This window comes from Gryllotalpicola protaetiae (genome assembly GCF_003627055.1).
GTDB lineage: Bacteria > Actinomycetota > Actinomycetes > Actinomycetales > Microbacteriaceae > Gryllotalpicola > Gryllotalpicola protaetiae.
Window position 1 is genome coordinate 2,057,316 of the sequence record NZ_CP032624.1, and the last position, 24,665, is coordinate 2,081,980.

The 24,665-nt window shown below is 69.5% G+C and carries 25 protein-coding genes and 3 tRNA genes; 20 read left to right on the forward strand and 8 right to left on the reverse strand.

The genetic code is table 11. The annotated features are described in order from the left end of the window. The first annotated feature begins 54 nt into the window (after positions 1 to 54). Positions 55 to 612: a TetR/AcrR family transcriptional regulator gene (locus tag D7I44_RS10060; protein ID WP_120789378.1), complete on the forward strand. Its 558-nt coding sequence runs from the start codon at positions 55 to 57 to the stop codon at positions 610 to 612. 137 nt (positions 613 to 749) lie between these two features. Beyond that, positions 750 to 1,688, forward strand: a complete 939-nt coding sequence (locus tag D7I44_RS10065) for a 1,4-dihydroxy-2-naphthoate polyprenyltransferase (protein ID WP_120789379.1) — start codon at positions 750 to 752, stop codon at positions 1,686 to 1,688. Positions 1,689 to 1,691: 3 nt separating this feature from the next. On the opposite strand, the gene D7I44_RS10070 is transcribed toward D7I44_RS10065, so the two are convergent. After that, positions 1,692 to 1,973 (reverse strand): DUF4229 domain-containing protein, encoded by a 282-nt coding sequence (locus tag D7I44_RS10070; RefSeq protein WP_245980246.1) that lies wholly within the window; start codon positions 1,971 to 1,973, stop codon positions 1,692 to 1,694. A gap of 90 nt (positions 1,974 to 2,063) precedes the next feature. On the opposite strand from D7I44_RS10070, the gene D7I44_RS10075 reads away from it, so the two are divergent. After that, positions 2,064 to 2,339 (forward strand): PLDc N-terminal domain-containing protein, encoded by a 276-nt coding sequence (locus D7I44_RS10075; RefSeq protein WP_120789381.1) that lies wholly within the window; start codon positions 2,064 to 2,066, stop codon positions 2,337 to 2,339. Continuing rightward, positions 2,332 to 4,080: a 2-succinyl-5-enolpyruvyl-6-hydroxy-3-cyclohexene-1-carboxylic-acid synthase gene (gene menD, locus D7I44_RS10080; RefSeq protein ID WP_120789382.1), complete on the forward strand. Its 1,749-nt coding sequence runs from the start codon at positions 2,332 to 2,334 to the stop codon at positions 4,078 to 4,080. The genes D7I44_RS10075 and menD overlap by 8 nt, the downstream gene beginning before the upstream one ends. 54 nt (positions 4,081 to 4,134) lie before the next feature. Here the strand turns inward: menD and D7I44_RS10085 are convergent, their stop codons facing one another. Next, positions 4,135 to 5,376: an isochorismate synthase gene (locus tag D7I44_RS10085; RefSeq protein ID WP_245979524.1), complete on the reverse strand. Its 1,242-nt coding sequence runs from the start codon at positions 5,374 to 5,376 to the stop codon at positions 4,135 to 4,137. Positions 5,377 to 5,487: 111 nt separating this feature from the next. Between D7I44_RS10085 and D7I44_RS10090 the strand changes: the two genes are divergently transcribed. From D7I44_RS10090 to D7I44_RS10100, 3 genes are read left to right on the forward strand one after another with little or no spacing between them, the layout of a single operon-like run. Continuing rightward, positions 5,488 to 6,216, forward strand: a complete 729-nt coding sequence (locus tag D7I44_RS10090) for a class I SAM-dependent methyltransferase (RefSeq protein WP_120789383.1) — start codon at positions 5,488 to 5,490, stop codon at positions 6,214 to 6,216. Next, a complete protein-coding gene (locus D7I44_RS10095) occupies positions 6,213 to 7,253 on the forward strand; it encodes a polyprenyl synthetase family protein (RefSeq protein WP_120789384.1) in 1,041 nt (346 codons plus the stop codon). The genes D7I44_RS10090 and D7I44_RS10095 overlap by 4 nt, the downstream gene beginning before the upstream one ends. Positions 7,254 to 7,267: 14 nt before the next feature. Continuing rightward, positions 7,268 to 8,626, forward strand: coding sequence for an FAD-dependent oxidoreductase (locus D7I44_RS10100; protein WP_120789385.1), 1,359 nt, complete (start codon positions 7,268 to 7,270; stop codon positions 8,624 to 8,626). 50 nt (positions 8,627 to 8,676) lie between these two features. Here D7I44_RS10100 and D7I44_RS10105 read toward each other — a convergent pair whose 3' ends face one another. After that, positions 8,677 to 9,165 (reverse strand): YajQ family cyclic di-GMP-binding protein, encoded by a 489-nt coding sequence (locus tag D7I44_RS10105; RefSeq protein WP_120789386.1) that lies wholly within the window; start codon positions 9,163 to 9,165, stop codon positions 8,677 to 8,679. 101 nt (positions 9,166 to 9,266) lie between these two features. On the opposite strand from D7I44_RS10105, the gene D7I44_RS10110 reads away from it, so the two are divergent. Beyond that, positions 9,267 to 9,348: transfer RNA gene (locus D7I44_RS10110), tRNA-Tyr, on the forward strand. 87 nt (positions 9,349 to 9,435) lie between these two features. Next, positions 9,436 to 9,705 carry a hypothetical protein gene (locus tag D7I44_RS10115; protein ID WP_120789387.1) on the forward strand — a complete coding sequence of 90 codons (270 nt, stop codon included), beginning with the start codon at positions 9,436 to 9,438 and terminating at the stop codon, positions 9,703 to 9,705. A gap of 10 nt (positions 9,706 to 9,715) precedes the next feature. On the opposite strand, the gene D7I44_RS10120 is transcribed toward D7I44_RS10115, so the two are convergent. Further along, positions 9,716 to 10,225, reverse strand: coding sequence for a DUF805 domain-containing protein (locus D7I44_RS10120; RefSeq protein ID WP_220093754.1), 510 nt, complete (start codon positions 10,223 to 10,225; stop codon positions 9,716 to 9,718). A 310-nt stretch (positions 10,226 to 10,535) separates the two neighbouring features. On the opposite strand from D7I44_RS10120, the gene D7I44_RS10125 reads away from it, so the two are divergent. From D7I44_RS10125 to D7I44_RS10165, 9 genes are all read left to right on the forward strand, one after another. Further along, entirely contained in the window at positions 10,536 to 11,351 is an 816-nt protein-coding gene (locus D7I44_RS10125) for an inositol monophosphatase family protein (protein ID WP_120789388.1), read from the forward strand. A gap of 7 nt (positions 11,352 to 11,358) precedes the next feature. Further along, positions 11,359 to 12,939, forward strand: a complete 1,581-nt coding sequence (locus D7I44_RS10130; RefSeq protein WP_120789389.1) for an N-acyl-D-amino-acid deacylase family protein — start codon at positions 11,359 to 11,361, stop codon at positions 12,937 to 12,939. Then, positions 12,936 to 14,246 (forward strand): type III PLP-dependent enzyme domain-containing protein, encoded by a 1,311-nt coding sequence (locus tag D7I44_RS10135; protein ID WP_120789390.1) that lies wholly within the window; start codon positions 12,936 to 12,938, stop codon positions 14,244 to 14,246. The genes D7I44_RS10130 and D7I44_RS10135 overlap by 4 nt, the downstream gene beginning before the upstream one ends. Before the next feature lie 23 nt (positions 14,247 to 14,269). Continuing rightward, entirely contained in the window at positions 14,270 to 14,644 is a 375-nt protein-coding gene (locus D7I44_RS10140) for a RidA family protein (RefSeq protein ID WP_120789391.1), read from the forward strand. Between the two features lie 112 nt (positions 14,645 to 14,756). Next, positions 14,757 to 15,572: a M23 family metallopeptidase gene (locus D7I44_RS10145; RefSeq protein WP_120789392.1), complete on the forward strand. Its 816-nt coding sequence runs from the start codon at positions 14,757 to 14,759 to the stop codon at positions 15,570 to 15,572. A gap of 135 nt (positions 15,573 to 15,707) precedes the next feature. Next, positions 15,708 to 16,655, forward strand: coding sequence for a carbohydrate ABC transporter permease (locus D7I44_RS10150; RefSeq protein ID WP_162940192.1), 948 nt, complete (start codon positions 15,708 to 15,710; stop codon positions 16,653 to 16,655). Then, the gene (locus D7I44_RS10155; protein ID WP_120789394.1) at positions 16,652 to 17,980 is read left to right on the forward strand and encodes an ABC transporter substrate-binding protein; all 1,329 of its coding nucleotides are present in this window, start codon (positions 16,652 to 16,654) and stop codon (positions 17,978 to 17,980) included. Before D7I44_RS10150 ends, D7I44_RS10155 begins: the two co-directional genes overlap by 4 nt. Positions 17,981 to 18,032: 52 nt before the next feature. Next, on the forward strand, positions 18,033 to 18,827 hold the full coding sequence (locus D7I44_RS10160) for a carbohydrate ABC transporter permease (RefSeq protein ID WP_162940193.1): 795 nt from the start codon (positions 18,033 to 18,035) through the stop codon (positions 18,825 to 18,827). Continuing rightward, complete coding sequence (locus D7I44_RS10165; protein ID WP_120789396.1) at positions 18,824 to 20,167, forward strand: MBL fold metallo-hydrolase; 1,344 nt, start codon at positions 18,824 to 18,826, stop codon at positions 20,165 to 20,167. Before D7I44_RS10160 ends, D7I44_RS10165 begins: the two co-directional genes overlap by 4 nt. Positions 20,168 to 20,271: 104 nt before the next feature. Here D7I44_RS10165 and D7I44_RS10170 read toward each other — a convergent pair whose 3' ends face one another. After that, complete coding sequence (locus tag D7I44_RS10170) at positions 20,272 to 21,933, reverse strand: glycoside hydrolase family 13 protein (protein WP_120789397.1); 1,662 nt, start codon at positions 21,931 to 21,933, stop codon at positions 20,272 to 20,274. 162 nt (positions 21,934 to 22,095) lie between these two features. On the opposite strand from D7I44_RS10170, the gene D7I44_RS10175 reads away from it, so the two are divergent. Continuing rightward, a tRNA-Thr gene (locus D7I44_RS10175) sits at positions 22,096 to 22,167 on the forward strand. A 13-nt stretch (positions 22,168 to 22,180) separates the two neighbouring features. Continuing rightward, positions 22,181 to 22,257, forward strand: a tRNA-Met gene (locus D7I44_RS10180). Between the two features lie 116 nt (positions 22,258 to 22,373). On the opposite strand, the gene D7I44_RS10185 is transcribed toward D7I44_RS10180, so the two are convergent. From D7I44_RS10185 to D7I44_RS10195, 3 genes are read right to left on the reverse strand one after another with little or no spacing between them, the layout of a single operon-like run. Then, positions 22,374 to 23,156: a hypothetical protein gene (locus D7I44_RS10185; protein ID WP_162940194.1), complete on the reverse strand. Its 783-nt coding sequence runs from the start codon at positions 23,154 to 23,156 to the stop codon at positions 22,374 to 22,376. A gap of 57 nt (positions 23,157 to 23,213) precedes the next feature. Further along, positions 23,214 to 23,582, reverse strand: a complete 369-nt coding sequence (locus D7I44_RS10190; RefSeq protein WP_245979525.1) for a hypothetical protein — start codon at positions 23,580 to 23,582, stop codon at positions 23,214 to 23,216. Continuing rightward, on the reverse strand, positions 23,579 to 24,490 hold the full coding sequence (locus tag D7I44_RS10195) for a tyrosine-type recombinase/integrase (RefSeq protein WP_162940195.1): 912 nt from the start codon (positions 24,488 to 24,490) through the stop codon (positions 23,579 to 23,581). The genes D7I44_RS10190 and D7I44_RS10195 overlap by 4 nt, the downstream gene beginning before the upstream one ends. Between the last annotated feature and the right edge of the window lie 175 nt (positions 24,491 to 24,665).

A 24,665-nucleotide genomic window follows, 5' to 3' on the forward strand; every position in this document is an offset into this window, starting at 1 on the left:
CTGACAGTATCCATCCTTATTCCGACAGTGACTGACGTCAAGTACGATGTGGGGATGCCGAGAAGTGGAGCCGCCGCCCGCGCGCGGCTGCGCGCCGCTGCTCTGGAGCTGTACGAGCGGCGCGGCTATGACGCGACGACCACCGCCCAGATCGCCGAGCACGCCGGGGTTACCGAGCGGACCTATTTCCGCCACTTCGCCGATAAGCGCGAGGTGCTGTTCGACGGCGAGGTGGAGCTGCGCGACACGATGACCGCCGCGATCGCGGTGGCGCCGCCCGACCGGGCGCCGCTTGACCTCGTTATGGACGCCTACATCGCAGCGATCCCGCTCTTCGTCGCCGGCCGCCCGGTCGCCGAGCGGCGTGCGCGGATTATGGCCGGCTCGAGCGCGCTACAGGAGCGCGCGAACACCAAGTCCGCGGCGATCGCGCAAGCGGTGATCGACGCGCTGGTCGGGCGCGGCGTGCCCGAGCCCACCGCGCGCCTAGCGGTGCGCGCCGGCGCCGCGGCGTTCGAGCACGCGAGCCGCGCGTGGGGCGGCACGTCTGCCGCCGAACTCGGGCGCCTCATCGCGCACGCCACGGAGGAACTCCGCGGGCTGAGCGCCTAATATTCGCGCTTCGCAGCTCTCGCGCGCGGGTGAAACGTCGTTTCGGCGGGTGAAACGACGCCCGCGGAAGCGCTTTATCTCCCGCGCACGGGGCGCCGCGCCCGGGCAAAGCCGCCACCGATAAACTTCCGCTCGATATGAGTACGAAGGCCAAGAAGAACACCCGTCGCCCGGGCGGCAACCCGGCCAAGGTCGCGCCCGCCACCGCCGGCGACTGGGTGGGCGGCGCCCGCCTGCGCACCCTGCCCCTTGCGATCGCTCCGGTGCTCATCGGCACGGGCGCCGCGCAGACGGTCGCGAACCCGGGGGAGTGGCACTGGGTCCGCGCGCTCGCCGCGCTCGCCGTGGCGCTGCTGCTGCAGATCGGCGTGAACTACTCGAACGACTACTCCGACGGGGTGCGGGGCACGGACGCCTACCGCGTCGGCCCCGGCCGGCTCACCGGCTCGGGCAAGGCCAAGCCGCGCACCGTGCTCATCGTCGCGCTCAGCTTCTTCGCCGCCGCCGCGGTCGTCGGCGTCATCACCGTGATCGACACGCGGCTGTGGTGGCTGCTCGCCGTCGGCGCTGCCGCGGTCGTCGCCGCGTGGTTCTACACCGGCGGCAAGCGGCCGTACGGCTACTACGGCCTCGGCGAGGTCTTCGTCTTCCTCTTCTTCGGCGTCGCCGCGACCGCCGGCACGCAGTACGTGCAGGTGAAGACCGTGAGCCAGGAGGGCTGGCTCGGCTCCGTCGCCGCGGGCCTGCTCGCGTGCGCGGTGCTGATGGTCAACAACCTGCGCGACATCGACTCCGACAAGCTCGCCCGCAAGCGCACCCTCGCCGTGCTCGTCGGCCGGCGCTGGTCGAAGATCATCTACTGCGTCTTCCTGTTCGCGCCGTTCGTCGTGCTCGCCATGTTCGCGCTCGTCTACCCGATCGCGTGGCTCGGCATGCTGGTGCTGCTGCTCGCGGCGCCCGCTGCGCTGATCGCGCTTACCGGTCGCACGGGGCGCGAACTGGTGCTCTCGCTGCAGCTCACGAGCTTCACCGCGCTGGCGTACGCGGTGGTGCTGTTCGTCGCCTTCGCCTTTTAGGGGTTACAGCTCGTCGCCGTCACGACGAGCGGATGCCTCGATCTCGGCATCCTCAGCGGCATCGTCGCCCTTCGCCACGGGCTTGGCTGCGCGTCGCTCGGCGAGCTCGGCCGCCATCGCGTCGCGCGGGCCCTTCAGGAAGATGTACGACAGGGCGAAGCCGGCGATGACCGACGCGACCGTCCAGACCAGCCAGTAGTGCGGTCCGAACGCGATGAGCAGGATCACCAGGGGCACCACGATGAACAGCAGTCGCAGGATCGTGTAGCGCAACCAGGCGGGCATCCGTCTCACAACTGCAAGCCTAAAGTCACGGTTCTGTATGCTCGCCCAGCGCCCGGCCCTCCCGCGGCCGCCGGGGCTTAGCATGAGCACATGTTCCGCCTGTGGCTCGTCATCGGGTTTCTCGCCGCAGTGTTCTACGTCTATTCGATCGTGAGCGTGTGCCTGGCCGACCGGCTCGGCGTGCGCGGCCTGCCGAAGGCCGCCTGGGTCGCCGTGGTCGTGATCTTCCCGATCATCGGCGCTGCGCTGTGGTTCTGGGTCGGGCGCGTCGACGGCCGGCGCGGCGGCCGAGTGATCGCACCCGACGACGACGTCGAATTCCTCTCCAGCCTCAAGAAGAAGAACGACCACGGATCCGATGGGTGACGGGCCGCACAGCGGCGTCTCGCAACCATCGCCCGCGACTTCCAACCCGGCCACCGACTTCTCGATCGAACTTCTCACCGCCCTGGTGCGCCTCGGCGTGCGGCACGTCATCGTGTCCCCCGGGTCGCGCTCGCAGGCGCTCGCCCTCGTCGCCGCAGAGCTCGAGCGCATCGGCGCGATCGAGTTGCACGTCCGCATCGACGAGCGCGTCGGCGGATTCCTCGCGCTCGGCCTCGCCCTCGAGTCAGGCGCTCCGGCTGTCGTCGTGACGACGAGCGGCACCGCGATCGCAAACGTGCACCCCGCTGTGATGGAAGCGCACGAGGCTCGGGTGCCGATGATCGTGATCACCGCCGATCGGCCGGTCGAGCTGCGCGGCATCCGCTCGAATCAGACGACGACGCAGCCGGGAGCGTTCGGCGCTGCGGCGCGCGTCTCGCTCGACGTCGATGCGAATGCCGGGGCGGACGCCTCGGCCCTCGCCGCCTCGCTGTGGGCCTCGGCCGCGCACGGCCCCGTCCATCTGAACCTCGCCCTGCGAGACCCTCTCTCGGCTCCGGTCCCCGACCTGTCGTCTCTCGACTTCAGCGCCCGGTCGTCGGAAAGTCTCGTTTCGGCCGGGGTCGCGGGTGACTTTGTGACGACCGAGCGGCTGGCACAGGGTCCGCGCACCGTCGTCATCGCAGGGGACAAGGCCGGCCCCGCCGCCGAAGAGCTCGCGCGCGCGGGCGGCTGGCCGCTCATCGCCGAGGTGTCGAGCGGCGCGAGGTTCGGGCCGAACCTGGTCGTCGCCTACCGCGAGCTGCTGAATGACGCCGACTTCGGCGGCGCCGTCGAGCGCGCGATCGTCTTCGGCCATCCGACGCTGAGTCGCGAGATCCCGGCGCTGCTCACCAGGCCCGACGTCGAGGTCATCGTTGTCGACGACACCGACGTGCCGGAGTTCTTCGACCCGGGGCGCGGCGCCCGCCGGGTGAGCGAGGTCGAGCTGGAGGCATCCGTCGACCCGAACGAGCCCGACGTGCGCAACTGGACCGGCCGCTGGGTCTTCACCAGCCGCCGCCTCGTCGACCTCGCCGCGCAGCGGGGCGCCCCCGTCGAGAGCGGCGACATCAGCGACAGTGCGACCCGCGCCGCCTACCTGCGCGGCGAGCTCGCCGCGGTGCGCGAGTCCGTGACCCGGCGCATGCTCGCCGACGCGGTGTGGCGCTTCACCTGGCCGCGCGACCGACTGGTGCTGGGGGCGTCGCGACTGATCAGGGTGCTCGACGGCACCGTCGGCGGCAAGAAGATCACCGTGCACGCGAACCGCGGGCTCGGCGGCATCGACGGCACCGTCGCGACCGGCATCGGCGTCGCGCTCGCGGCGTCTGCGAAGGCTGAGGATCCGCGCATCGGCGTCTCGACACCGCCGGGCGTGACCCGCGTCCTCCTCGGCGACCTCACCCTGCTGCACGACGTGGGCGCGCTGCTGCGCGCACCTGGCGAGCGGATTCCGCCCGTGCAGATCGTCGTCGGCAACGACCGCGGCGGCACGATCTTCGAGGGGCTCGAGGTCGCGGCATCCGCCGCACCGGATGCCTTCGAGCGCGTGCAGCTGACCCCGCGCGATGTCGACGTCGCGGCGCTCGCGCAGGCGTACGGCTGGCAGTACCGCCGGGCGGCCACGCGCGGCGAGCTCGACCAGGCGCTCTCGGCGGTCACACCGGAGCCGACGATCATCGAAGTGCCACTCGCCTGACGCGCCCCGGCCCCAAAATGTGATCCCTCGCGAGCACAGCTCGCGCGGCGGGCGCTACCCGAACGCTTCGACGATCGGGCGGAACTTCATCGTGGTCTCGGCGACCTCGAGCACGGGGTCGCTGTCGGCGACGATGCCGCCGCCGGCGTACGCCGTGATGTCGCCGGACTCGTCGATCTGCGCGCTGCGCAAGGCGACGGCCCACTCGCCGGACCCATCGGCGCCGATCCACCCGACCGGCCCCGCGTAGCGTCCGCGGTCGAACGGCTCGAGCTCGCCGATCACCGCAAGAGCGGCCGCCCGCGGCGTCCCGGCGACAGCCGCCGTCGGGTGCAGCGCCGCGACGAGGTCGAGCGCAGAGCTGCCATCGGCGAGCGGTCCCGCGACGTCGGTCGCGAGGTGCCAGAGGTTCGGCAGCTTGAGGGTGAACGGCTCACTGGTCTCGAGCGCGCCCGTGTGGGGCGCGAGCGATTCGAGCACGCTGTCGACGGCGAAGGCGTGCTCCGCCCGATCCTTGCGGCTCGAACGCAGCGCGGCGGCGGCCACCGCATCGGTGTCGGAGTTCGCCCCGCGGGCGGCGGTTCCTGCGAGCACCTGCGCGTCGACGCGGCCCGCGGTCACGCGCACGAGCGTCTCCGGCGAGGCGCCGACGAAGCCGTCGACGGCGAAGGTCCAGCAGTCCGAGTAGCCGAGGGCGAGCTCGACGAGAGCCCGGCGCACATCGGCTCCGGCAGGCAGGTGCGCGTGCAGCTCGCGCGAGAGCACGACCTTGCGCACGTCGCCCGCGGCGATGCGCGAGATGACGGACGCCACGGCATCGCCGTAGCCCGCCGCCGACAGCGCGCCCGACGCCATGGTCAGCCGGAACTCGGGGCCGAAGGGGGTCGGCTTCGGGGCGGCGACGGGTGAAGCATCCGTCGTGGAGATCGTGGTGACCCATGAGCGGCCCGCTCTGCGTCCCACGATGACGGACGGGACGATGAGAACGGATGCCTGCTCCGACTCGTCCGCGAAGGCGAAGGTGCCGAACGCGACCAGTCCCGAACCGGGCACCTGCAGCGGGTCGCTCACGGTCGCGGCAGCCGCCATCTGGCGCCACGCCGCTGCGGCATCCGTCACCCGTGTCGGCCCCGCGAACTCGAGCCGCACCGCCTCGCCGATTCCCGCGATCCCCTCGCCGCGGCGCTGCCACAGCAGCGGGTCGCGTGCGTCGAGGAACGGGATGAGCTGGCGCACGTCGTCGAGGGGGGTGGTCTCGACCGACAGCGCCTGCACGGTGGCGGCGGTTCGTGTCACGAACTCAGACTTTACGCTGAGCCCCGGCACGGTACCTGTTGGTCCGCCGGTCCCCGCCCGGCGGACACGGCGAACCGGCGTACACGCCGCCGGTTCGCCTAGGCTTGGAGCGTGAACAAGGCCGACCTCACGAAGCGACCTGCCGAGGTCGCCTCCATGTTCGACGAGGTCTCAGCGCACTACGACCGCATGAACACGGTCCTCTCGGCCGGCAACGACCACCTCTGGCGCATCGCCACGACCCGCGCGATCGATCCGCGGCCCGGCGAGCTCGTGCTCGACGTGGCGGCGGGCACCGGCACGAGCAGCGCGGCGATCGCCACCTTCGGCGCGCACGTCGTCGCCGCCGATTTCTCTGCGGGCATGATCGAGGTGGGCAAGGCCAGGCAGGCTGGCAATCCCCGCGTCGAATTCGTGCAGGCGGATGCCACGGACCTGCCGTTCGGCGACGACGAGTTCGACGCCGTGACCATCTCGTTCGGCCTGCGCAACATCGTTCAGCCGAAGAAGGCGCTCGCCGAGTTCTTCCGCGTGACGAAGCCGGGCGGCCGTGTCGTGATCTGCGAGTTCTCGACGCCGCCGCTCGCCGCCGTGCGCGCCGCGTACTACGGCTACCTGCAGTTCGGCATGCCGATCGTCGCGCGCCTCGCCTCGTCGAACGCCGAGGCGTACGAGTACCTGATGGACTCGATCCGCGCCTGGCCGAGCCAGCCGACGCTCGCCGGGTGGCTGCGAGACGCCGGCTACGAGCGCGTCGCGTACCGCAACCTCACGGCCGGCATCGTCGCGCTGCACCGCGGGCACAAGCCCGGCCGCGCCATCGACGGGAAGACTTCGTGACGTCGTCCGTTCTCACGAGCCAGTTCGGGCTCACCGAGAAGCTGACCTCCTCCGCCGCTGAGCGCGCCCTCGTGAAGAAGCTCGACGCGGCGCTCGAGCGCGTCGAGGCCGGCCTCAAGAACGAGATGCGTTTCGCCGACCAGGTCGCCGACGTGACCGCCACCTACCTGCTCGACGCGGGCGGGAAGCGCGTGCGGCCCGTGCTGACGCTGCTCGCCGCCGAGCTCGGGGGCGGCGCGAACGACCAGGTGATCAAAGCGGCGCAGGTCGTCGAGATCACCCACCTCGCCTCGCTCTACCACGACGACGTGATGGACGATGCGCCGCTTCGCCGTGGTGTCCCGACCGCCCAGCTGGTGTGGGGCAACGCCGTCGCGGTGCTCACCGGCGACCTGCTGTTCGCCCGGGCGAGCCAGCTGATCGCCGACCTCGGCGAGCGGGCGATCCGTCTGCAGGCGGACACCTTCGAGCGGCTCTGCATGGGCCAGCTGCACGAGACCGTCGGCCCACAGCCCGGCGAGGACCCCGTCGCGCACTACCTCAAGGTGCTCGCCGACAAGACCGGCTCGCTGATCGCGGCCGCCGCCCAGTTCGGCGTCGTGTTCTCCGGCGCTCCCGCCGAGTACGAACCAGCCGTTCTTGAGTTCGGCGAGAAGATCGGCATCGCCTTCCAGCTCGTCGATGACGTCATCGACCTCTCCGCCGCAGACGCCGACACCGGCAAGCAGGCGGGCACCGACCTGCGCGCGGGCGTGGTCACGATGCCGCTGCTCAAGCTGAGGGCGAGCGCTGCGACGGATGCCTCCGCCACAGCCCTGCTCGCCTACCTCGAGTCCGACGTGATCGGCGCTCCAGAAGACGTCGACGTCAGTGAGGGCATCGAACGCCTGCGCGCGCACGCCGTCACCGCAGAGACCCTCGCCGATGCCCGCGACTGGGCCGCACAGGCCGTCGCCGCGCTCGCCCCCCTCCCCGACGGCACGGTGAAGAAGGCGCTCACGCGCTTCGCCGACTCCGTCGTCGACCGCAACAACTAGGAGCAATCGAAAGCATGACCAAGCTGCGCCTTGCCATCGTCGGCGCCGGCCCTGCCGGCATCTACGCGGCGGACATCCTGCTGAAAGCGGAGCGCAGCTTCGACGTCTCGATCGACCTGTTCGACCACCTGCCCGCGCCGTACGGCCTGGTGCGCTACGGCGTCGCCCCCGACCACCCCCGCATCAAGGGCATCATCACGGCGCTGCGCGACGTGCTCGACCGCGGCGACATCCGCATCTTCGGGAACGTGCGCTTCGGCACCGACCTCACCCTCGACGACCTGAAGCAGCACTACAACGCCGTCATCTTCGCGACCGGCGCGGTGCACGACGCAGACCTGCGCATCCCCGGCATCGAGGCGGCGGGCTCGTACGGCGCGGCCGAGTTCGTCAGCTGGTTCGACGGTCACCCCGACTACCCGCGCGAGTGGCCGCTCGAGGCCGAGTCGGTCGCGGTGGTCGGCAACGGCAACGTCGCCCTCGACGTCGCGCGCATGCTCGCGAAGCACGCGGACGATCTGCTGCCCACCGAGATCCCCGCGAACGTCTACGACGGTCTCAAGGCATCCCCCGTCACCGACGTGCATGTCTTCGGCCGACGCGGCCCGACGTCCGTGAAGTTCACGCCGCTCGAGCTGCGCGAGCTCGGCGAGCTGCGCGACGTCGACATGGTCGTCTATGACGAGGACTTCGACTACGACGACCACGCCCGCGAGTCCGTCGCCGGCAACAAGCAGATCATGGTCATCGACCGCGTGCTGCAGTCCTGGCGGGCGCGCGAGGTCGGTCAGGCATCCCGCCGGCTGCACCTGCATTTCTACGCGAAGCCGGTCGAGGTGCTGACGGATGCCTCGGGCCGGGTCTCCGCCCTCAAGTACGAGCGCACCCGCCCGGATGGTCAGGGCGGCGTCGTCGGCACCGGCGAGTTCCGTGAGACTCCGGTGCAGGCGCTGTACCGCGCGGTCGGCTACTTCGGCTCGCCGCTGCCCGGGGTGCCGTTCGACGAGAAGCACGGTGTGATCCCGAACCATGAGGGCCAGGTCATCAACCCCGACAACAACGAGCAGGTATACGGCGTCTATGCGACGGGGTGGATCAAGCGCGGCCCGGTCGGCCTGATCGGGCACACCAAGTCGGACGCCATGGAGACGATCGAGCACGTCATCAACGACGTGGGGAACTGGTGGACGCCGGCGTCGCCCTCGGAGGCCTCGGTCGTCGAACTGCTCGAGTCGCGCGGTATCCGCTACACGACGCTCGACGGCTGGCATGCGCTCGATGAGCACGAGATCGCCCTCGGCGAGCCCGAGGGCCGCGCGCGCATCAAGGTCGTCGACCGCGACGAGATGGTTGCGGTCAGTCGCCGCGAGTAGCGACCCGATCGCTGAGGAGCACGCGAAGCGAGCGTCTCGAAACGATCGACCTATCGGAAGTTCACGAACTGCAGGTCGACTTCGAGGTCCTTGCCCTTGAGCAGCGCGATGGTCGCCTGCAGGTCATCGCGGCTCTTCGACGAGACGCGCAGCTCGTCGCCCTGGATCTGGCTCTTGATCGACTTGGGCGCCTCGTCGCGGATGATCTTCGAGATCTTCTTCGCGGCGTCCTGCTCGATGCCGTTCTTGAGCTTCGCCTCGATGCGGAATTCCTTGCCGGACGGGAACGGCTTGCCGGCATCCAGTGACTTCAAAGAGATCCCGCGCTTGATCAGCTTCGACTGCAGCACGTCGAGCACCGCGCCGACGCGCTCCTCGGAGCTGGCCTTCAGCAGCAGGTCATCGCCCGACCAGTCGACCGAGGCGCCGACACCCTTGAAGTCGTAGCGCTGCTCGATCTCCTTCTTGGCCTGGTTGACCGCGTTGTCGGCCTCCATCTTGTCGACCTTGCTGACGATGTCGAAGGAAGAATCTGCCATGGGCCCCAGCATAGGCCGCTCGATTTCGTGAGAAACGGCGGCCCAGGTAACATTGGCAGGCGCCTTCGATCGGGTGAATACACGCGGTCGGAAGCGTCAACGGCGAGTTACCCAAGCGGCCAAAGGGATCTGACTGTAAATCAGCCGGCTTAGCCTTCGGGGGTTCGAATCCCTCACTCGCCACCCGAGAAAACCCCGGTCAGGTGCCCTTTTCATGGGGCTTGCCTGCCGGGGTTTCTCGTTGCCGGTTGGGGCTGCGATGCTGTCCGCATGGCAACGATCCGTTACGGGCAGCACATCTTCCAGGCGACCGACCAGCACGCGGGTGCCATCCGGAATCTCGTCAGCGCGATCCTGCGCAAGGGCGAGACCGAGTGGTATCCGTTCGAGATCACGCGGCCCGACGAGAAGAAGGTTGCCATCGACCTTCTCATCACGCCGGGCGTGCCGATCATCGTCGAGTCTGACGACTTCGCAGACATCGAAGCGATGCAGGCGCGGCTCGCCGCCAAGTACCTTTCTGACGACGAGCCGGCCTGACGCCCGCGCGTCAGCGATCGAAGCGCGCACCTTCGGGCCGCGGGCCCTGGATCACGAAGACCAACAGGATGATCCAGCCGATGATCGGCAGGAACACCCAGAAGACGTTCCAGCCGCTGTGGTTGGCGTCGTGCAGGCGGCGCCAGAGCAGTGCGAGGCTCGGCACGAGAATCGCGAGGCTCCAGACGTAGCTGATCACGTCGAATGTCGTGCCCGTGGCGCCGTCGATTCGGCCGAGGCTGCTCAGCACACCGTTGATGATGATCGTGACCAGGTACCACCACCAGTACTCGGCGCGGCTCGCGCGGCCCGAGAACACGGCGTACTTCGTGAAGAAGCGGCGGACGGCCGCGGGCAGCGGCGCACCGTAGTACGGCTGGTTGAGCGGCGGCTCGCCGGCGCCAGGCGCCCCATAACCGGGCGTCGAGCCGTAACCGGGCGGCGGCGGGGGCGGCGCGATCGGGGGGACGGGCGGCTGCGGCGGCGTCGGCGGCACAGGCGGCGGTGGGACGTCGGACATCTAGGGACCTCCATCGGCGACCCCCGCTGATCGGGGGATTCGGCGCCAGATTAGGGGTACAGGCGCCGCGCGCAGCAGCGGCGCGCGAGCGTGTTCCGCGGAATGCGACACACGGCGTGACAAAGAACGGCGGGCCCGAGTGAGTCGCACATCTCACCGGGCCCGCCCGCTATGGAGGAACATCGGTCACGCACACCGACATCGACCTCTACGTTGGTCCGCGCGTCTGGCAGGGGCTTTGCCCCCGCCTATGAATCGGGTGTTAAGCGGATTCCTGACCAGCCGCCCCGCGCGGCCATAGGCTCGAGTCGTGACGAACGCGAATGACGAGCTGCTCGAGATCGCCCGTTCCACCGCCGTCGCCGCGGCCGACCTCGTGCGCGCGAAGCGCACGGCCGGTGTCGCGGTCGCGGCCCTCAAATCCTCGCCGGTCGACGTGGTCACCGAGGCCGACCGCGAGTCAGAGGACCTGATCCGCTCCCTGCTCGCCGACGCGCGACCGGGCGACGGATTCCTCGGCGAGGAGTCCGGGGCCGGTGACGCCTCCACCACCGGTGTCACCTGGGTCGTCGACCCGATCGACGGCACGGTCAACTACCTCTACGACATCCCCGCCTACGCGGTGTCGATCGCCGCGGTCGAAGGCGGCAGCGACCCGGCGGAGTGGACGGCGCTCGCCGGCGTCGTCGTGAACCCCGTGCTCGGCGAGGTCTACGCCGCGACGCGCGGCGGTGGGGCGTTCCTGGGCAGGCAGCGACTGCAGGTGCAGCAGGGGAAGCAGCTCGCGACGTCGCTTGTGGCCACAGGGTTCAGCTACACGGCCGAGCGCCGTGAGCGGCAGGCATCCGCCCTCACCCGTCTCATCCCGCTGATCCGCGACATCCGCCGCGCCGGCTCGGCCGCACTCGACCTGTGCTCGGTCGCTGCGGGCAGGGTCGACGCGTACTACGAGCGCGGCCTGAACCCGTGGGACCACGCGGCAGGCGCCCTGATCGCCGCCGAGGCGGGCGCGCAGGTCGGCGGTCTGCACGGCGCCCCCGCCGGGTCGCTGTTCACGCTCGCGGCAGAGCCCGGCCTTTTCGCGCAGCTCGCGCCGCTGCTCGACGAGTTCGGCGCGGCGTTCTAGACCGCTGGTGCCGGCCTTCGACCTGATCCTTTCCGGTGGCCGCGTCGTCGACGGCAGCGGTGCAGAGCCGCTGCGCGCCGATGTCGGCATCGGCGCCGACCGCATCACCGCGGTCGGCGACCTCGCGGGCGCCGATGCGGCGGAGCGACTCGACGTCACAGGCCTGCTCGTCTTCCCGGGCTTCATCGATGTGCACGCCCACGTCGACGCCGTGCTCCCCGAGCCGCGCGTGCAGCAGGCGCTGCTGCGCCAGGGCGTCACCTCGGTGATCATCGGGCAGGACGGCATCTCGTTCGCGCCGACCGGCACACGCGGGCTGCGTCACGCCGAGCGCTACTTCGCGGCCGTCAACGGACGCGTCGGCGGGGAAGGCTACGGAGTCGCCGAGCGGTTGCGGTCGCTCGCCGGCGGCAGCGCCGTCAACGTCGGGCAGCTCGTCCCGGCCGGAACCGTGCGCGCCGACGTGATCGGGCTGGATGACCGGCCCGCGACGCCCGCCGAGCTGGCGCGGATGGTCGGGGTGGTCGAGCAGGCGCTCGCCGAGGGCGCGCTCGGCCTGTCGACCGGGCTCGACTACGTGCCTGGCGGCTTCGCCGGCATCGACGAGCTGGTCGCGCTCGCGGACCCGGTGGGGGCGGCGGCCGGCGCGCTCGTCAGCCACCTGCGCGGCTACGCGAGCGAGCGAATAGCGGATGCCATCGGGGAGCTCGCTCTGATCGCAGAGCGCTCCGGTGCGAATGGCCATATCTCGCACCTCACCGCCCGGTTCGCGCTCGTCGAGCCGCTGCTCGACGCGGCAGCCGAGCGCGGCACGGTGCTCAGCTTCGACAGCTACCCGTACCTGCGCGGCGCGACGATCCTCGCGATGATCGCGCTGCCGCCCGAGCTGCAGGCGGGCGGACCCGGCGCGACGGTCGCGCGGCTCGGTCAGGCATCCGTTCGCCATGAACTGCGCATGCGCTGGTTCCCCGCCAATCCGCGGCTCTTTACCGTGCGACTCGCGTACATCGCGAGCCATGACTTCGCCTGGGCGGAGGGGATGCCGCTCACCGAGGCGGCCCGAGCGCACGGCGCCGACCTGGCCGACTTCGTCTGCGAGCTGCTCGTCGCGAGCGACCTCGCCGTCGGCTGCGTCGTCGACAACGGCGCCGACCGCGACGAGTGCGACGTGCGAGCCCTGCTGCGGCGTCCGGAGCAATTGGCGTCCTCTGACGCGATCTATCTCGGCTCTCACCCGCACCCACGTGGCTGGGGGGCCTTCGCACGCCTGCTCGGTCGCCACGTGCGCGAGCTCGGCGACTGGACGTGGGGCGAAGCGGCCTGGCACCTCGCCGGACACGCGGCCCAGCGATTCGGGTTGGCCGATCGCGGCAGCGTGACCCAGGGGACGATGGCCGACCTCGCCGTGGTCGACCCGGCGGTTGTGGCCGACGTCGCCGACTACGGTGCGCCGGTACGCCCGGCGGTCGGCGTGCCGCACGTGCTCGTCGCCGGCCGGTTCGCGCTGCGCGACGGAGAGGTCACCGCCGAGCGGCCGGGTCGGCCGCTGCTGCGCGGGTTCGCGCGCATCGTGAAGGAGGGCGGATGACACCTGCAGCCGATCGCGAGGCGCTCGGGGCCGCGCTCGCCGCGTGGGCCGAGGCGCCCGTCGACCCCGTCGACAAGGGCTTCGGGGGTGTGCCGCCAGGCGCGATCGCGCGCGAGCTCGTCGGCCTGCCGCTCGCGGACGGCGCGTTCACGCTGCCGTTGCTGGTCGTGCGCGAGAGCGCGCTCGAGCACAACGTCGCCGTGATGGCCGCGTATCTCGCGGATCGCGGCGCGCTGTTCGCCCCGCACGGCAAGACGACGATGAGCCCCGAGATCGTCGCGCGCCAGCTCGAGGCCGGCGCCTGGGCGATCACGGCGGCCGACGTGCGGCAGGCAGAGGTCTTCTACCGCGCCGGTGCGCGCCGTGTGCTGATCGCGAACGAGGTGGCGGATGCCGCCGCCGTCGGCCGCCTCGCGACGCTGCTCGCCGCTGACCCGGCGCTCACGGTCTACTGCTGTATCGACTCTGCCCGGGGCGTGGCGCTGCTCGACGCCGGGCTGCGCGCGGCGGGGCTCGAGACGCCGCGGCTGCGCGTGCTCGTCGAGCTCGGGCCGGTGGGCGGTCGGGCGGGCGTGCGCACCCGCGAGCAGGGCATCGCCGTGGCGCGCGCGGCGGCCGCGACGGGCACGCTCGCCGTCGCCGGCGCCACGTGCTTCGAGGGCGTGCTCGGCGGCGGGGCGGACGACGCGACCCTCGACTCCGTCCGTGCCTTCCTCGCCGAGGTGCGCGGACTGGGCGAGGCGATCGCGGCGCAGGGGCTGCTGGCGCAGGCATCCGACGACGGTGTCGCGCTCGTGCTGAGCGCGGGCGGCAGCCACTACTTCGATCTCGTGATCGACGCGTTCGCGGCGTGCGCCGTGCCGGGCACGGCGACCGTCGTGCGCAGCGGCAGCTACGTCGTGCACGACCATGGCGTCTACCTCGAGAGCAGCCCAGCCGTGCGCGGCGCGGCGCTGCCGGAGTTCCGGCCGGCTCTCGAGGTGCACGCTCGGGTGCTCTCGCGTCCGGAGCCCGGCCTGGCGTTGCTCGGGGCAGGTCGGCGCGACGTCTCGTTCGACGAGGGCCTTCCCGTCGTGCTGCGCGCCGAGCGCCATGGCGGCGATGCCGTCGCCGTGCCGGGCGTTCGCGTGACGGCGCTCAATGACCAGCATGCGTTCCTCGCGCTGCCGGAGGGCAGCGGGCTGCAGCCGGGCGACCGCATGGTGCTCGGCATCTCACACCCGTGCACGACCTTCGACAAGTGGTGCCTGGCCGCGCTGGCGGACGATGCCGGCGTCGTGCGCGGGGTCATCCACACTCAGTTCTGAATCGTCCAGTAAAGGAGAACGTCATGAAGCAGGCCCACATCAGCCCCGATCTTCCGACCCCGGCCGGCCCGTACTCGCAGGTCGTCGACACCGGCACGCTTGTGTTCACAGCGGGATTCGGCCCGCAGGACCCGGCGTCCGGCGCGGTGCCCGACGGAGTCGAGGCGCAGACCGAGGCGGTGCTGCGCAACGTCGAACGCGCCCTGGCTGTGGTTGGGCTGACGCTCGCCGATGTCGTCAAGGCGACCGTGCACCTGCAGCATCTCGACGCCGATTTCGCCGGGTTCAATGCGGCGTACCAGCGTGTGATGCCGGCGCCGTACCCTGTGCGCACCACCGTCGGCAGCGACCTCGCGAGCATCCTGGTCGAGATCGACGTCGTCGCGGCCCGCCCCTGACCGGGGGTTGCGTCTTCCCAGGATCATCACGGTAGGGTAACGAAATCGGTTTTCGCTCGTCCCGGCGAACGGACACCGCTCCCGAGCCCCTGCGACAGAAGTCGATACCCCTGTGCACGAGACCGCCCACCAGCCGCTGACGCGGCGCGCCCTGCGTGAGCAGGAACGCGTCCGCGTGCCCCGGCGTCGGCGCGCGCTCGGGCACGCGGCGCCCAAGCCCGCGCTCGCCGCGACGCCGCGCGTCGCCCAGCTGAAGCGGAAGTCGCGCAGGCCGCTCACGGTCGCCGCATTCGTCTTCGCCATCGGCCTCGCGATCACGAGCGTCGTGCCGATGCTGGCCCTCGGCCAGAGCGCGACCGCTGCGGCGGCCTCGGCGGCCGGCGTGCAGGCGCCCGGGCAGGTCCAGGCGTGGAAGGCGTCCCTCGCGGACACCGCGCCCCAGGCATCCCGCGACGGGTACTCGGCCGCGACGAAGCCGGGCACCTTCATCGCGGGCGGCAGCATCAGGTGGCCGTTCCCGTTCAAGTCGCCGATCTCCTACGGCTTCGGCCCGCGGGTCGCCCCGATGGAAGGCGCATCGACCTTCCACAAGGGCGTGGACTTCGACCCGGGCGCCGGCGTCCCCATTCAGATCATCGCGGCCGGCAAGGTGACGCAGGTCGTCTCGAACCCGAGCGACTCGCTCGGTGTGCACGTCGTGGTCGACAACGGCGTGATCGACGGCCACCACATCGAGAGCTGGTACTGCGAGATGGCGCCCGGCTCGATCAAGGTCAGCAACGGCCAGGTCGTCTCGGCGGGCGACATCGTCGGCAACGTCGGGATCTCGGGAATCTCGACGGGCGCGCACCTGCACTTCGAACTGCACGTCGACGGCACTGCGGTTGACCCGCTGCCGTGGCTGACCGCGCACGCGGGCCAGCCGTAAGCAGCAGAGTTCACCTCTGAGTCACGGCCCGGCCTTACGCCCGTAACGGGGCACAAGGTACGGTCGAATCTTGGCCGCGGGCCAGGGGCGCTGCACCGACATTCCAGCGCCGCCGCCACGGTCTTGGGGTACGTCGTGCGATTGAAGAACTGGGGAACGCTGCGTTCGCCGGTCGCCTATCTCTTCGTGCTGCCGGCGCTGCTGATCTTCCTTGTGTTCTCGATCGGGCCGACGGTCTACACCTTCGCGCTCTCGCTGTTCAAGTGGAACAAGTTCAACCCGGCGCTGTCGAAGTTCATCGGGCTCGAGAACTACCAGACCCTGTTCACCGGCCAGGGCACGCCCAGCTTCTGGTCGACGCTCGGCGTCTCGTTCTACTTCGTCGCCGGCATGGTGATCGGCGGCACGGCCATCGGTCTCGCGCTGGCGCTGCTGCTCGCGCGGGGCGGTCGCGCCCTGGCATCCGCCCGCACTATGGTCTTCCTGCCGCACGTGACGCCGATCGTCGCCACGTCGCTGGTGTGGGTGTGGATCTTCAACCCGCAGTTCGGCCTCGCCAACCTGGTCGTGCACGCGACGGGTCACAAGAACATCGACTGGCTGGGCGACTCGAACTGGGCGATGCCCGCCGTGCTCATCTACTCGCTGTGGCACGAGTTGGGGTTCGTGACCATCGTGTTCCTCGGAGGCCTCACCACGATCTCGACCGAGCTCTCCGAGGCCGCCAAGCTCGACGGCGCCAACGGCTGGCAGGAGTTCTGGCACGTCACCTTCCCGCAGCTCCGACCGGTCGTGACGCTCGTGCTGCTCATCGAGTCGGTCGGCAGCCTGCAGGCCTTCACGCAGTTCTTCGTGCTGACCCGCGGCGGCCCCGGCTACACGACCTCGACGCTCGGCTTCCAGCTCTACCAACAGGCGTTCGTGTTCTCGAACACCGGCTATGCGGCCGCGCTCGCGGTCGTGCTCTTCCTCGTCACCGCCGCGCTCAGCATTCTGCAGCTCCGGCTGCAGGGCGGCGACGGCGCCCCATCACGCTCCCACTCCCGACCTGCCACACGACCCTTGCGAAAGGCCAACCCATGAAGCGCACCACCATCACCGCTGTCCTCGCGGGCGCGGCGATCGCCGCCCTCGCCCTGACCGGCTGCTCGTCGGGCAGCTCCTCGACCTCGAAAGCCGACGCGTCGAAGGGGGTGCCGACGCTCGACCCGAGCAAGAAGGTGACGATCACCTTCGCCGAGGCCATGGCCTCGGGCGCCCTCAAGACCGAGCTCGCGAAGGTCACGCAGGAGTTCGAGACGAAGAACCCGAACATCACCGTCGAGCTGCAGGCGCAGCCCGACTACGGCACCCTGAAGACCAAGGTCGACGCGGCCGTCACCGCTGGCGCGCCGCCGACCATTGCGCAGGTGTACGGCGACTGGGCTGCGGCCTATGCGCAGTCTCAGGTGCTCGAGCCGCTCACTGACTACGCCGCCGCCGACCCGTCGGCCACCGACGGCCTGTACAAGGGCATCAAGGACAGCCTCTACATCGACAAGACGCTGTACATGTGGCCGTTCAACGCGAGCGCCCTGGTCACCTTCTACAACCCGGACATCCTCAAGGCCGCCGGCCAGGACGTGCCGAAGACGTGGGACGACTTCGCGACGGTCGCGAAGGCCGTGTCGAAGGACGGCGTCGTCGCGCTGCCGATCGACCCCGGCTCATCCTCGGGCCCCGCCGGCGGCACGACGATCTTCGAGCTCATGGCGCAGGCGAACGGCACTCCCGTGTTCAAGGACGACGGCACTCCGCAGTTCGACTCGCCCGACGTCGTGAAGGCGCTGCAGACCCTCGTCGACCTCAAGAAGGCCGGGGCCGTCCAGACCGGCACGAACTACCCGGGCGAGACCGCGCTCGGCGCTCAGAAGGGCGTGTTCGACATCTCGACGTCGACGAGCTTCTACTACGACCAGCAGGCGGTCGGCGGCAAGTTCCAGCTGGCGGTCGCGCCGGTGCCGAGCGCCGCAGACGGCACGCGCGTCAACCAGATCAACGGCACTAACATCGCCCTCTTGAACAAGGCGAGCGATGACCAGAAGGCAGCCGCGTGGAAGTACATGCAGTTCCTCACAGAGGCTGAGACGCAGAGCGAGTGGGCCCAGGCCACCGGTTACCTGCCGGTGAACCCGAAGACCCTCGAGCTTGCCGACATGAAGGACTACATCGCGAAGAACCCCTATGTCACCTTCGCCAGCAAGGACCTCGCCAGCTCGTCGGCGACCCCGCCGTACGCCTGGGTCGAGGAGGCCTCTGGCGACTTGGCCGCCGCCCTGCAGTCGGCGCTCGCCGGCAACGCGGCCCCCGAGGCGGCCCTGAAGGACGCGCAGGACAAGGCCGAGAAGGCCATGGCGGCGGACAAGTAGGAACAGGCATCCGTCTATGAGAAGAAGGCGAACCCGGCGGGGCCGCACGATCGTGGCCATCGTCGCCGTCGTCGTCGGGCTGGCGTTCCTCGCACCGCTGCTGTGGGTGCTGATCACCAGCCTGTCGAGCCGCGGCGACGTCTACCGCTTCCCGCCGGCGCTGTGGCCCGACTGGCAGTGGGGCAACTACGCCCGCGCCTGGTCGGCGGCGCCGTGGGTGAGGTACTTCCTCAACACGGTGTTCATCGGGGCGTGCACGGTCGCCCTGGTGCTCGTGACGTCTGTCCTCGCCGGGTTCGCCTTCGCCCGCATGCGCTTCCTCGGGCGCACGCCGCTGTTCCTGCTCGTGCTCGCGGTGATGATGGTGCCGCAGACGGTGCTCATCATCCCCAACTATGTGATCGCGTCTCGGTTGCACCTGCTCGACACCTACTGGATCCAGATCCTTCCGTTCGGGGCGTCGGTGTTCGGCATCTTCCTGCTGCGGCAGTTCTTCCTGTCGATCCCGCAGGAGATCTTCGACGCCGCGCAGCTCGACGGCGCCGGCCCGGTGCGCATGGCGTTCCAGATCGCCGGACCGCTCGCGCGCCCGTCACTGATCCTCGTAGGGCTCAACACCTTCATGGGGGCCTGGAACTCGTTCGTGTGGCCCTACATCATGACCACCAAGGACTCGATCCGTCCGATCGAGGTCGGGCTGAACGCGTTCTACGGCGTGAACGGCACCGACTGGACGACGCTCTCTGCCGCCGTCGTCTTCACGACGATCCCGATCGTCGTTCTCTTCCTGTTCCTGCAGAAATACTTCGTGACCGGCCTTTACTCGACCTCAGGAGCTGTTCGTTGACGACCATTGAATTCTTCGGCGGCCTCGGTGTCATCGGCTCGTCGAAGATCGTGATCGCGCACGGCGACGCACGAGTGCAGCTCGACATGGGCCTCGACATTCCGAACGGCGAGGATCTGATGGCCGCGCCGGTCGGCCTCGGCTCACGGCCGGGCCGTGAGCTCGCCGACCTGTTGCGCATCGGCGCGGCGCCGCGTGTGCCCGGACTGTACGACCCGCGCTGGCTCCCTTCTGACGTTGCAAGCGATGAGCTGACGACGGATGCCGCAGGCGAGCACGCCCTGTTCATCAGCCACGGCCACCTCGACCACATGGGACTGGCGGGGTTTGTGCGGCCGGCCGTACCCGTCTACGCCACCCCGCAGACCATCGCGCTGCTTCGGGCGCTGCAGCTGAGCGGCGAGCCCGTGCTCGGCGCCGAGCCCGATTGGCTGCCGATCGAGCCGGGTGCGCCCGTGACGGTGGGCGACCTCACGGTCGAGGCCCTTCCCGTCGATCACGACGTGGTCGGCGCGTGCGGATTCCTGGTCACGACCCCCGACGGCCGCATCGCCTTCACCGGCGACCTGCGCTTCCACGGTGAGGAGGCGCGGCTGAGCCGCGACTTCATCGCGGCCGTCGCGGGCGTCGACGTGCTCATCACCGAGGGGACGACGCTCTCGTGGGAGCCACTGCCCGCGCCCGTCGCCGAATCCGACGCGGTCGCGCGCTTCCACGCGACGCTCGACGAGGCGCGGGGCCTCGTGCTCGTGGCGCTGTACCCCCGGAACACGTTGCGCGCGGGGGCCTTCGTCGAAGCCGCGCGCGCGGCCGGTCGCAGGCTGGTGTGGCCCGGCCGCATCGCCGCGTTGTTCGCGCGGCTCGGATGGGAAGACGTCGTCACGTGGGACGCGAGTCGCCCGCAGGCATCCGATCATCGTGAAGCGATCGCGCGCGCCGAGGGCGACGGACTCCGGTTCTCGACCGTCTCGATCGACGCGGTGCGCGCCGATCCCGGCCGCTTCGTCGTCATGCCCGACCCCCACGACCTGCCGAGCCTGCTCGACCTGCCGCTCGGGCCGGGCGATGTGCTGCTGCACTCGAACGGGCAGCCGCTCGGCGACTTCGACACGTGGTGGCGGCCGTTCATTGCCTGGCTCGGGCAGCTCGGGGTCGAGCTGCGCTCAGCCGGCTCCGGCGGGCATGCGAGCGCCGACGACCTGCACGCCATGGTCGAGCAGATCGCGCCGCGCGTCGTCTTCCCGATCCACACCTTCAGCCCGCGGCGCCTGCAGGTGCCGGCCGGCACGCGCCGCGTGATCGCGGAATATGGGGTGAAGTACCGCCTCGCGGAGCTCTGAGCTGGAACGCCTACGCACAAGAGCGGCAATCGGGGCTCCCGTCCGGCGGTTCCGGTACGAAGCGCGGCGTAGCACGATGTGTTGCCGCTTTTGTGCAAGCGGTCCTACTCCGAGACCATCCAGACGGTGGTGTCCGGCGGCAGGTTGCGGCCGACGGGCGCGCTTGCGGCGATCACGCGACCGTCGGGCAGGTAGAGGTCCCAGCCGCCGAGGTTCGTGAGCACCGTGACGTCGCCGTTGCGGAGCGCCACGACGTCCTCGCCGAAGCCGTCGAGGAACTCGACCGAGCCTTCCCCGAGGGCGTGCTCGCGGCGCACGGCGAGCAACTCGCGGTACATGGCGAGAGTCGAGCCCGGGTCGGATTCCTGCTCGTCACGCGCCAGCTCGGCCCACTCCGGCGGCTGGGGCAGCCAGGACGCGCCGGTCGGGCTGAAGCCGTAGGCGGGGGCCGCCGACTCCCAGGGGATCGGCACGCGGCATCCGTCCCGCCCATATTTCTCGCCGCCCGTGCGGAACCAGGTCGGGTCTTGGCGGGCGTCGTCGGGCAGGTCGGCGACCTCGGGAAGGCCGAGCTCCTCGCCCTGGTAGAGGTAGGCGGAACCGGGCAGGGCGAGCATCAGGGCTGTGGCTGCACGCCCGCGGCGCAGGGCGAAGTGCCGCTCGGGCAGGTTCGGCAGGTCGCGCGGGCCGATGCCTGCGCCCTGGGCGCTCTCGAATGTGAGCGCGAGCCGGGTCGCGTGGCGCAGCACGTCGTGGTTCGACAGCACCCAGGTCGACGGAGCGCCGACCGACGCGAACGCCTCGAGGGATTCCTGAATCACCTCGCGCTGCGCCTCGGCCTGCCACTCGGTGAGCAGATAGCTGAAGTTGAACGTCTGCTGCATCTCGTCGGGGCGGACCCACTTGGCGAGCTTCGACAGCGGCTCGACCCATGCCTCGCCGCACAGTGCGCGGTCGCCGTCGTACTCGGCGAGCACCGCGTGCCATTCGCGGAAGATCTCGTGCACGCCCTCCTGGCCCCAGTAGGGCGCGGGCTCGGGCTCGTCCTCTTTGTCCTCCGCGCCGGTGTGGCCGCCCATCGAGGCCTGGTGCTTCGGCGGGTCGTAGTCGGGCAGGCCGTCGGCCTTGATCAGGCCGTGCGCGACGTCGACACGGAAGCCGTCGACCCCGCGATCCAGCCAGAAGCGCAGGATGTCGCGGAACGCTTCTCTGACAACGGGCGAGCGCCAGTTGAGGTCCGGCTGGCTCACGTCGAAGAGGTGGAGGTACCACTGGCCGGGCGTGCCGTCGGCCTCGGTCACGCGGGTCCAGGCGCCGCCGCCGAACACGGACTCCCAATTGTTCGGCGGCTCGCTGCCGCCGTCACCCTTGCCGTCGCGGAACATGTAGCGATCGCGCTCTGGAGAGCCGGGGGCCGCCTTGAGCGCAGCCTGGAACCACTCGTGATCGCTCGAGGTGTGATTGGGAACCAGGTCGACGATGACCTTGAGGGTGAGCGCCTTGGCGCGCGCGACGAGCGCGTCGAAGTCGTCGAGCGTCCCGAACAGCGGGGCCACCCCGACGTAGTCGGCGACGTCGTAGCCGGCGTCGTGCTGCGGAGACGGCTGGAACGGCGACAGCCACACCGCGTCGGCACCCAGGTCGGCGATCGCTTCGAGCCGGCTCGTGATGCCGGGGAGGTCGCCGATGCCGTCGCCGTTGGAGTCCGCGAACGACCGCGGGTACACCTGGTAGATCACTGCGCTGCGCCACCACTCTGAAGCCATGTCTTTCACGCTATCGGGGAGGGCGGCGGAAGCCGAGGGCTTGCGATGCGCGTCCGGTTCACGCATCCGCTCATGCCCGTCTCGATTTCAAGGAGGCAAGTCGCCTCTGGTATGCTCGTGCAGGTTGCCAGCGGCTCTGTTGATGCGGAAAACCTGGCGAACGCCCCGATAGCTCAGTGGTAGAGCACTTCCATGGTAAGGAAGGGGTCGTCAGTTCAATCCTGACTCGGGGCTCTGTTCTTCTCTTGGCTGAGTAGCTCAGTTGGTGAGAGCGCACGACTCATAATCGTGAGGTCGCGGGTTCGAGTCCCGCCTCAGCTACCAAGACCCCCGGAATCCTGCGGTTCCGGGGGTTTCGTTTGCTTGGCAGCGAGGCCGACCCCGCATAAACCCCGCACTTTCGTTTTGGCGACGGGAAGCGAGCGTCGCAGGCTGCGACCTCAGGACGAAGCTTGCTCGTCTTCGAAATCGTCAATCAGCCTGGCAAGAGCGCGCGGCGGAATGATCGTGGAGAAGACAATCTGGCCGAGGTCCGGTTTGATACCGAGGACCTCCCCAGGCTCGGGCAGCCAATCCTCCGCGTTGACGTCGGGCACAGAGTGGAGAATCACGGCCACCATGTTCGGGTCGTAGTAGCCCTCGGCGCAGATCGCGAGGTAGCTGTCGCCCTCGATTCGGCGAACTTGGGCGCCGATAGTGTAGCCCGGGACGCCGGCCGTCCAGAGTTTGCCGTCGAGCGCTGAACGGGCGATCACTTCTCGCACTACTTGATGGATCGACTCGATACTGAGCGTTGCCAGTTCGGCCTTCCAGCGGCGGTAGTCGAAGTCCGTAGGGAGCAGATGCTCGGTGCTGACCTTGCCGGTTCCCTTGCCCTGCCTTGCGGCTTCTTCAGTAATGCGCCCATAGAAGTCCTGGCTCGGGGTGTCGGCCTTGCGATGTCCAGCCGCTGCGAGCCACCAACCGTCAGACGGAACCGCTTCATCGGTCACGGAGGGGAGTTCGCCCACGACGCCTCGCTCGTCACCGGTCTTCACCTTGAACCAAGTCCGGTCGTCCAACGCGAGAACCCGCTCGGCACCGCCAGCTTCAACTTCGTCAGGAACCTGTTGTGCTTTGCGTACGAGGGGCTCGTCGATGGATCCAAGTTCTACTGTCAGCGGCGGCATCGGAACGTTGAGATCAGCGAGCGCCCGCCGGGTCGGGCGCACTGGGGCAGACATACAAAGGACCCTACCTGCGAGCTGTGATGCTCGTGGGTAGGGCCCCTACTGTCGGCGCTACTTCGCGAAGCCCCCGAGCTCGTCGAGCTCTTCGGCGCTCATGCCAGTGACAAGCGCGACGGCGCTCTGAGTCGAGCCGTCAAGCTTGAGCAAGGCATCGCGAACGCCGGCTTCGATGTCTGCACGATGGTTCTCGATGTACTCGCGCACAGCAGCGTCGACAAAGTCCTTCTTCGACTGCTGCAGAAAGTGAGCAGCGTGCGAGATGCGCGAATCGGTTTCGGCGTCGACTTTGATCGGTGCAGTGATGGTTGTCATGATGTCTTCCCTCGGATCGGTACCAAAGTACCAATAGATGCTGGTAACCCAATCAGAGATCGATCCATTCCGCAATCTCCGAAGGTCCGCGAAGGAGGAAAGTGTCACGCGGACCTGACGACGTTGTCGAGCGCTGCGGCGGCGCGAATTCCGCCGGTGTTCTTGGCCATGTAAACGTCCTGCGTGAGCGATGGGTTTGCGTGACCGAGGTATTCGGCGATCTCGCGCGCGGTCATGCCGGCCTGGTCGAGCGCGGTTGCGACGGTCTTGCGGAAACTGTGGCTCGTGACCCCGGGGAAGCCGAGCCGAGTGAGTTCTTGCGACCAGCTGCGAGTGGAGTTCCGCGGATCGCGGATGTGCCCGCGGATGGTCGGGAAGACGAGGTCGTGTGTGTTGGCGACCCTGAACCTTTCCTCCCTTTGACGCAGCAGCTCCACGAGCGTCTGCGGGATGGCGATCGTGCGGGCGCCGGCGGCGGTCTTCGGGTGGTCTTGCAGAAGTACGCCCTTGCCATGGGCGCGGACGACGTTCGCGTTGACCGTCAGCAAGCCGCGATCGAGATCAACCGACGACCATCGCACCGCGAGTGCTTCCCCAAGTCGGCATCCGGTGCTCGCGAGGAAAAGGATCACATCGGCTTGATCGAGCTCGCGGAGGCGCTCGTCGTGCGTAACCGCCGAGAGAAGTTCCGCCAGTTGATCGAGCGGCACCGCGGTCGCTCCGCCGCGCTTCCGTGTGATCCGGTCCACCTCGCGAATGGGATTGACGCGAACGAGGTCGGAACGTGCGGCGAGCCCCATCATCCCCGAGAGCACCGCACGGCAGGCTTTCGCGGCCCCGGGGCCGTTGTTGGCGCTAACGCCGGCGATGAAGCGCCCCAGTCGGTCGGTGCTGGCTTCGGAGACGGCGAGCGAGCCGATGCCAGGTCGAATCAGGTGCTCGATGGTCTGTCTGTAGGTGTCAACGGTGCGAGGGGCACGGTCCGCCTTGGTTGCCAAGAACGCGTCAGCGAGCACTGACAAAGTAGTCTCACGCTTCAGCGGGGCGGTCGGAGCCGACTCGACGACGGCGAGGGCTCGCTGAAGTGCGTTCCGGGCCTTCGCCCTGCTGGGTCCGAACCGCTCGATCTGCCGCAGGACGCCATCGTCGAAGCGGTAGCGCGTTCTGGCGCGCCATTTGGCGCCGTCCAGC

Bases quoted from the DNA above. Each gene is read 5' to 3' on its own strand.
- D7I44_RS10060 (WP_120789378.1), top strand. From the start codon at position 55: ATGCCGAGAAGTGGAGCCGCCGCCCGCGCGCGGCTGCGCGCCGCTGCT.
- D7I44_RS10065 (WP_120789379.1), top strand. From the start codon at position 750: ATGAGTACGAAGGCCAAGAAGAACACCCGTCGCCCGGGCGGCAACCCG.
- D7I44_RS10070 (WP_245980246.1), bottom strand. From the start codon at position 1,973: ATGCCCGCCTGGTTGCGCTACACGATCCTGCGACTGCTGTTCATCGTG.
- D7I44_RS10075 (WP_120789381.1), top strand. From the start codon at position 2,064: ATGTTCCGCCTGTGGCTCGTCATCGGGTTTCTCGCCGCAGTGTTCTAC.
- menD (WP_120789382.1), top strand. From the start codon at position 2,332: ATGGGTGACGGGCCGCACAGCGGCGTCTCGCAACCATCGCCCGCGACT.
- D7I44_RS10100 (WP_120789385.1), top strand. From the start codon at position 7,268: ATGACCAAGCTGCGCCTTGCCATCGTCGGCGCCGGCCCTGCCGGCATC.
- D7I44_RS10105 (WP_120789386.1), bottom strand. From the start codon at position 9,165: ATGGCAGATTCTTCCTTCGACATCGTCAGCAAGGTCGACAAGATGGAG.
- D7I44_RS10115 (WP_120789387.1), top strand. From the start codon at position 9,436: ATGGCAACGATCCGTTACGGGCAGCACATCTTCCAGGCGACCGACCAG.
- D7I44_RS10120 (WP_220093754.1), bottom strand. From the start codon at position 10,225: ATGTCCGACGTCCCACCGCCGCCTGTGCCGCCGACGCCGCCGCAGCCG.
- D7I44_RS10135 (WP_120789390.1), top strand. From the start codon at position 12,936: ATGACACCTGCAGCCGATCGCGAGGCGCTCGGGGCCGCGCTCGCCGCG.
- D7I44_RS10140 (WP_120789391.1), top strand. From the start codon at position 14,270: ATGAAGCAGGCCCACATCAGCCCCGATCTTCCGACCCCGGCCGGCCCG.
- D7I44_RS10155 (WP_120789394.1), top strand. From the start codon at position 16,652: ATGAAGCGCACCACCATCACCGCTGTCCTCGCGGGCGCGGCGATCGCC.
- D7I44_RS10170 (WP_120789397.1), bottom strand. From the start codon at position 21,933: ATGGCTTCAGAGTGGTGGCGCAGCGCAGTGATCTACCAGGTGTACCCG.
- D7I44_RS10185 (WP_162940194.1), bottom strand. From the start codon at position 23,156: ATGTCTGCCCCAGTGCGCCCGACCCGGCGGGCGCTCGCTGATCTCAAC.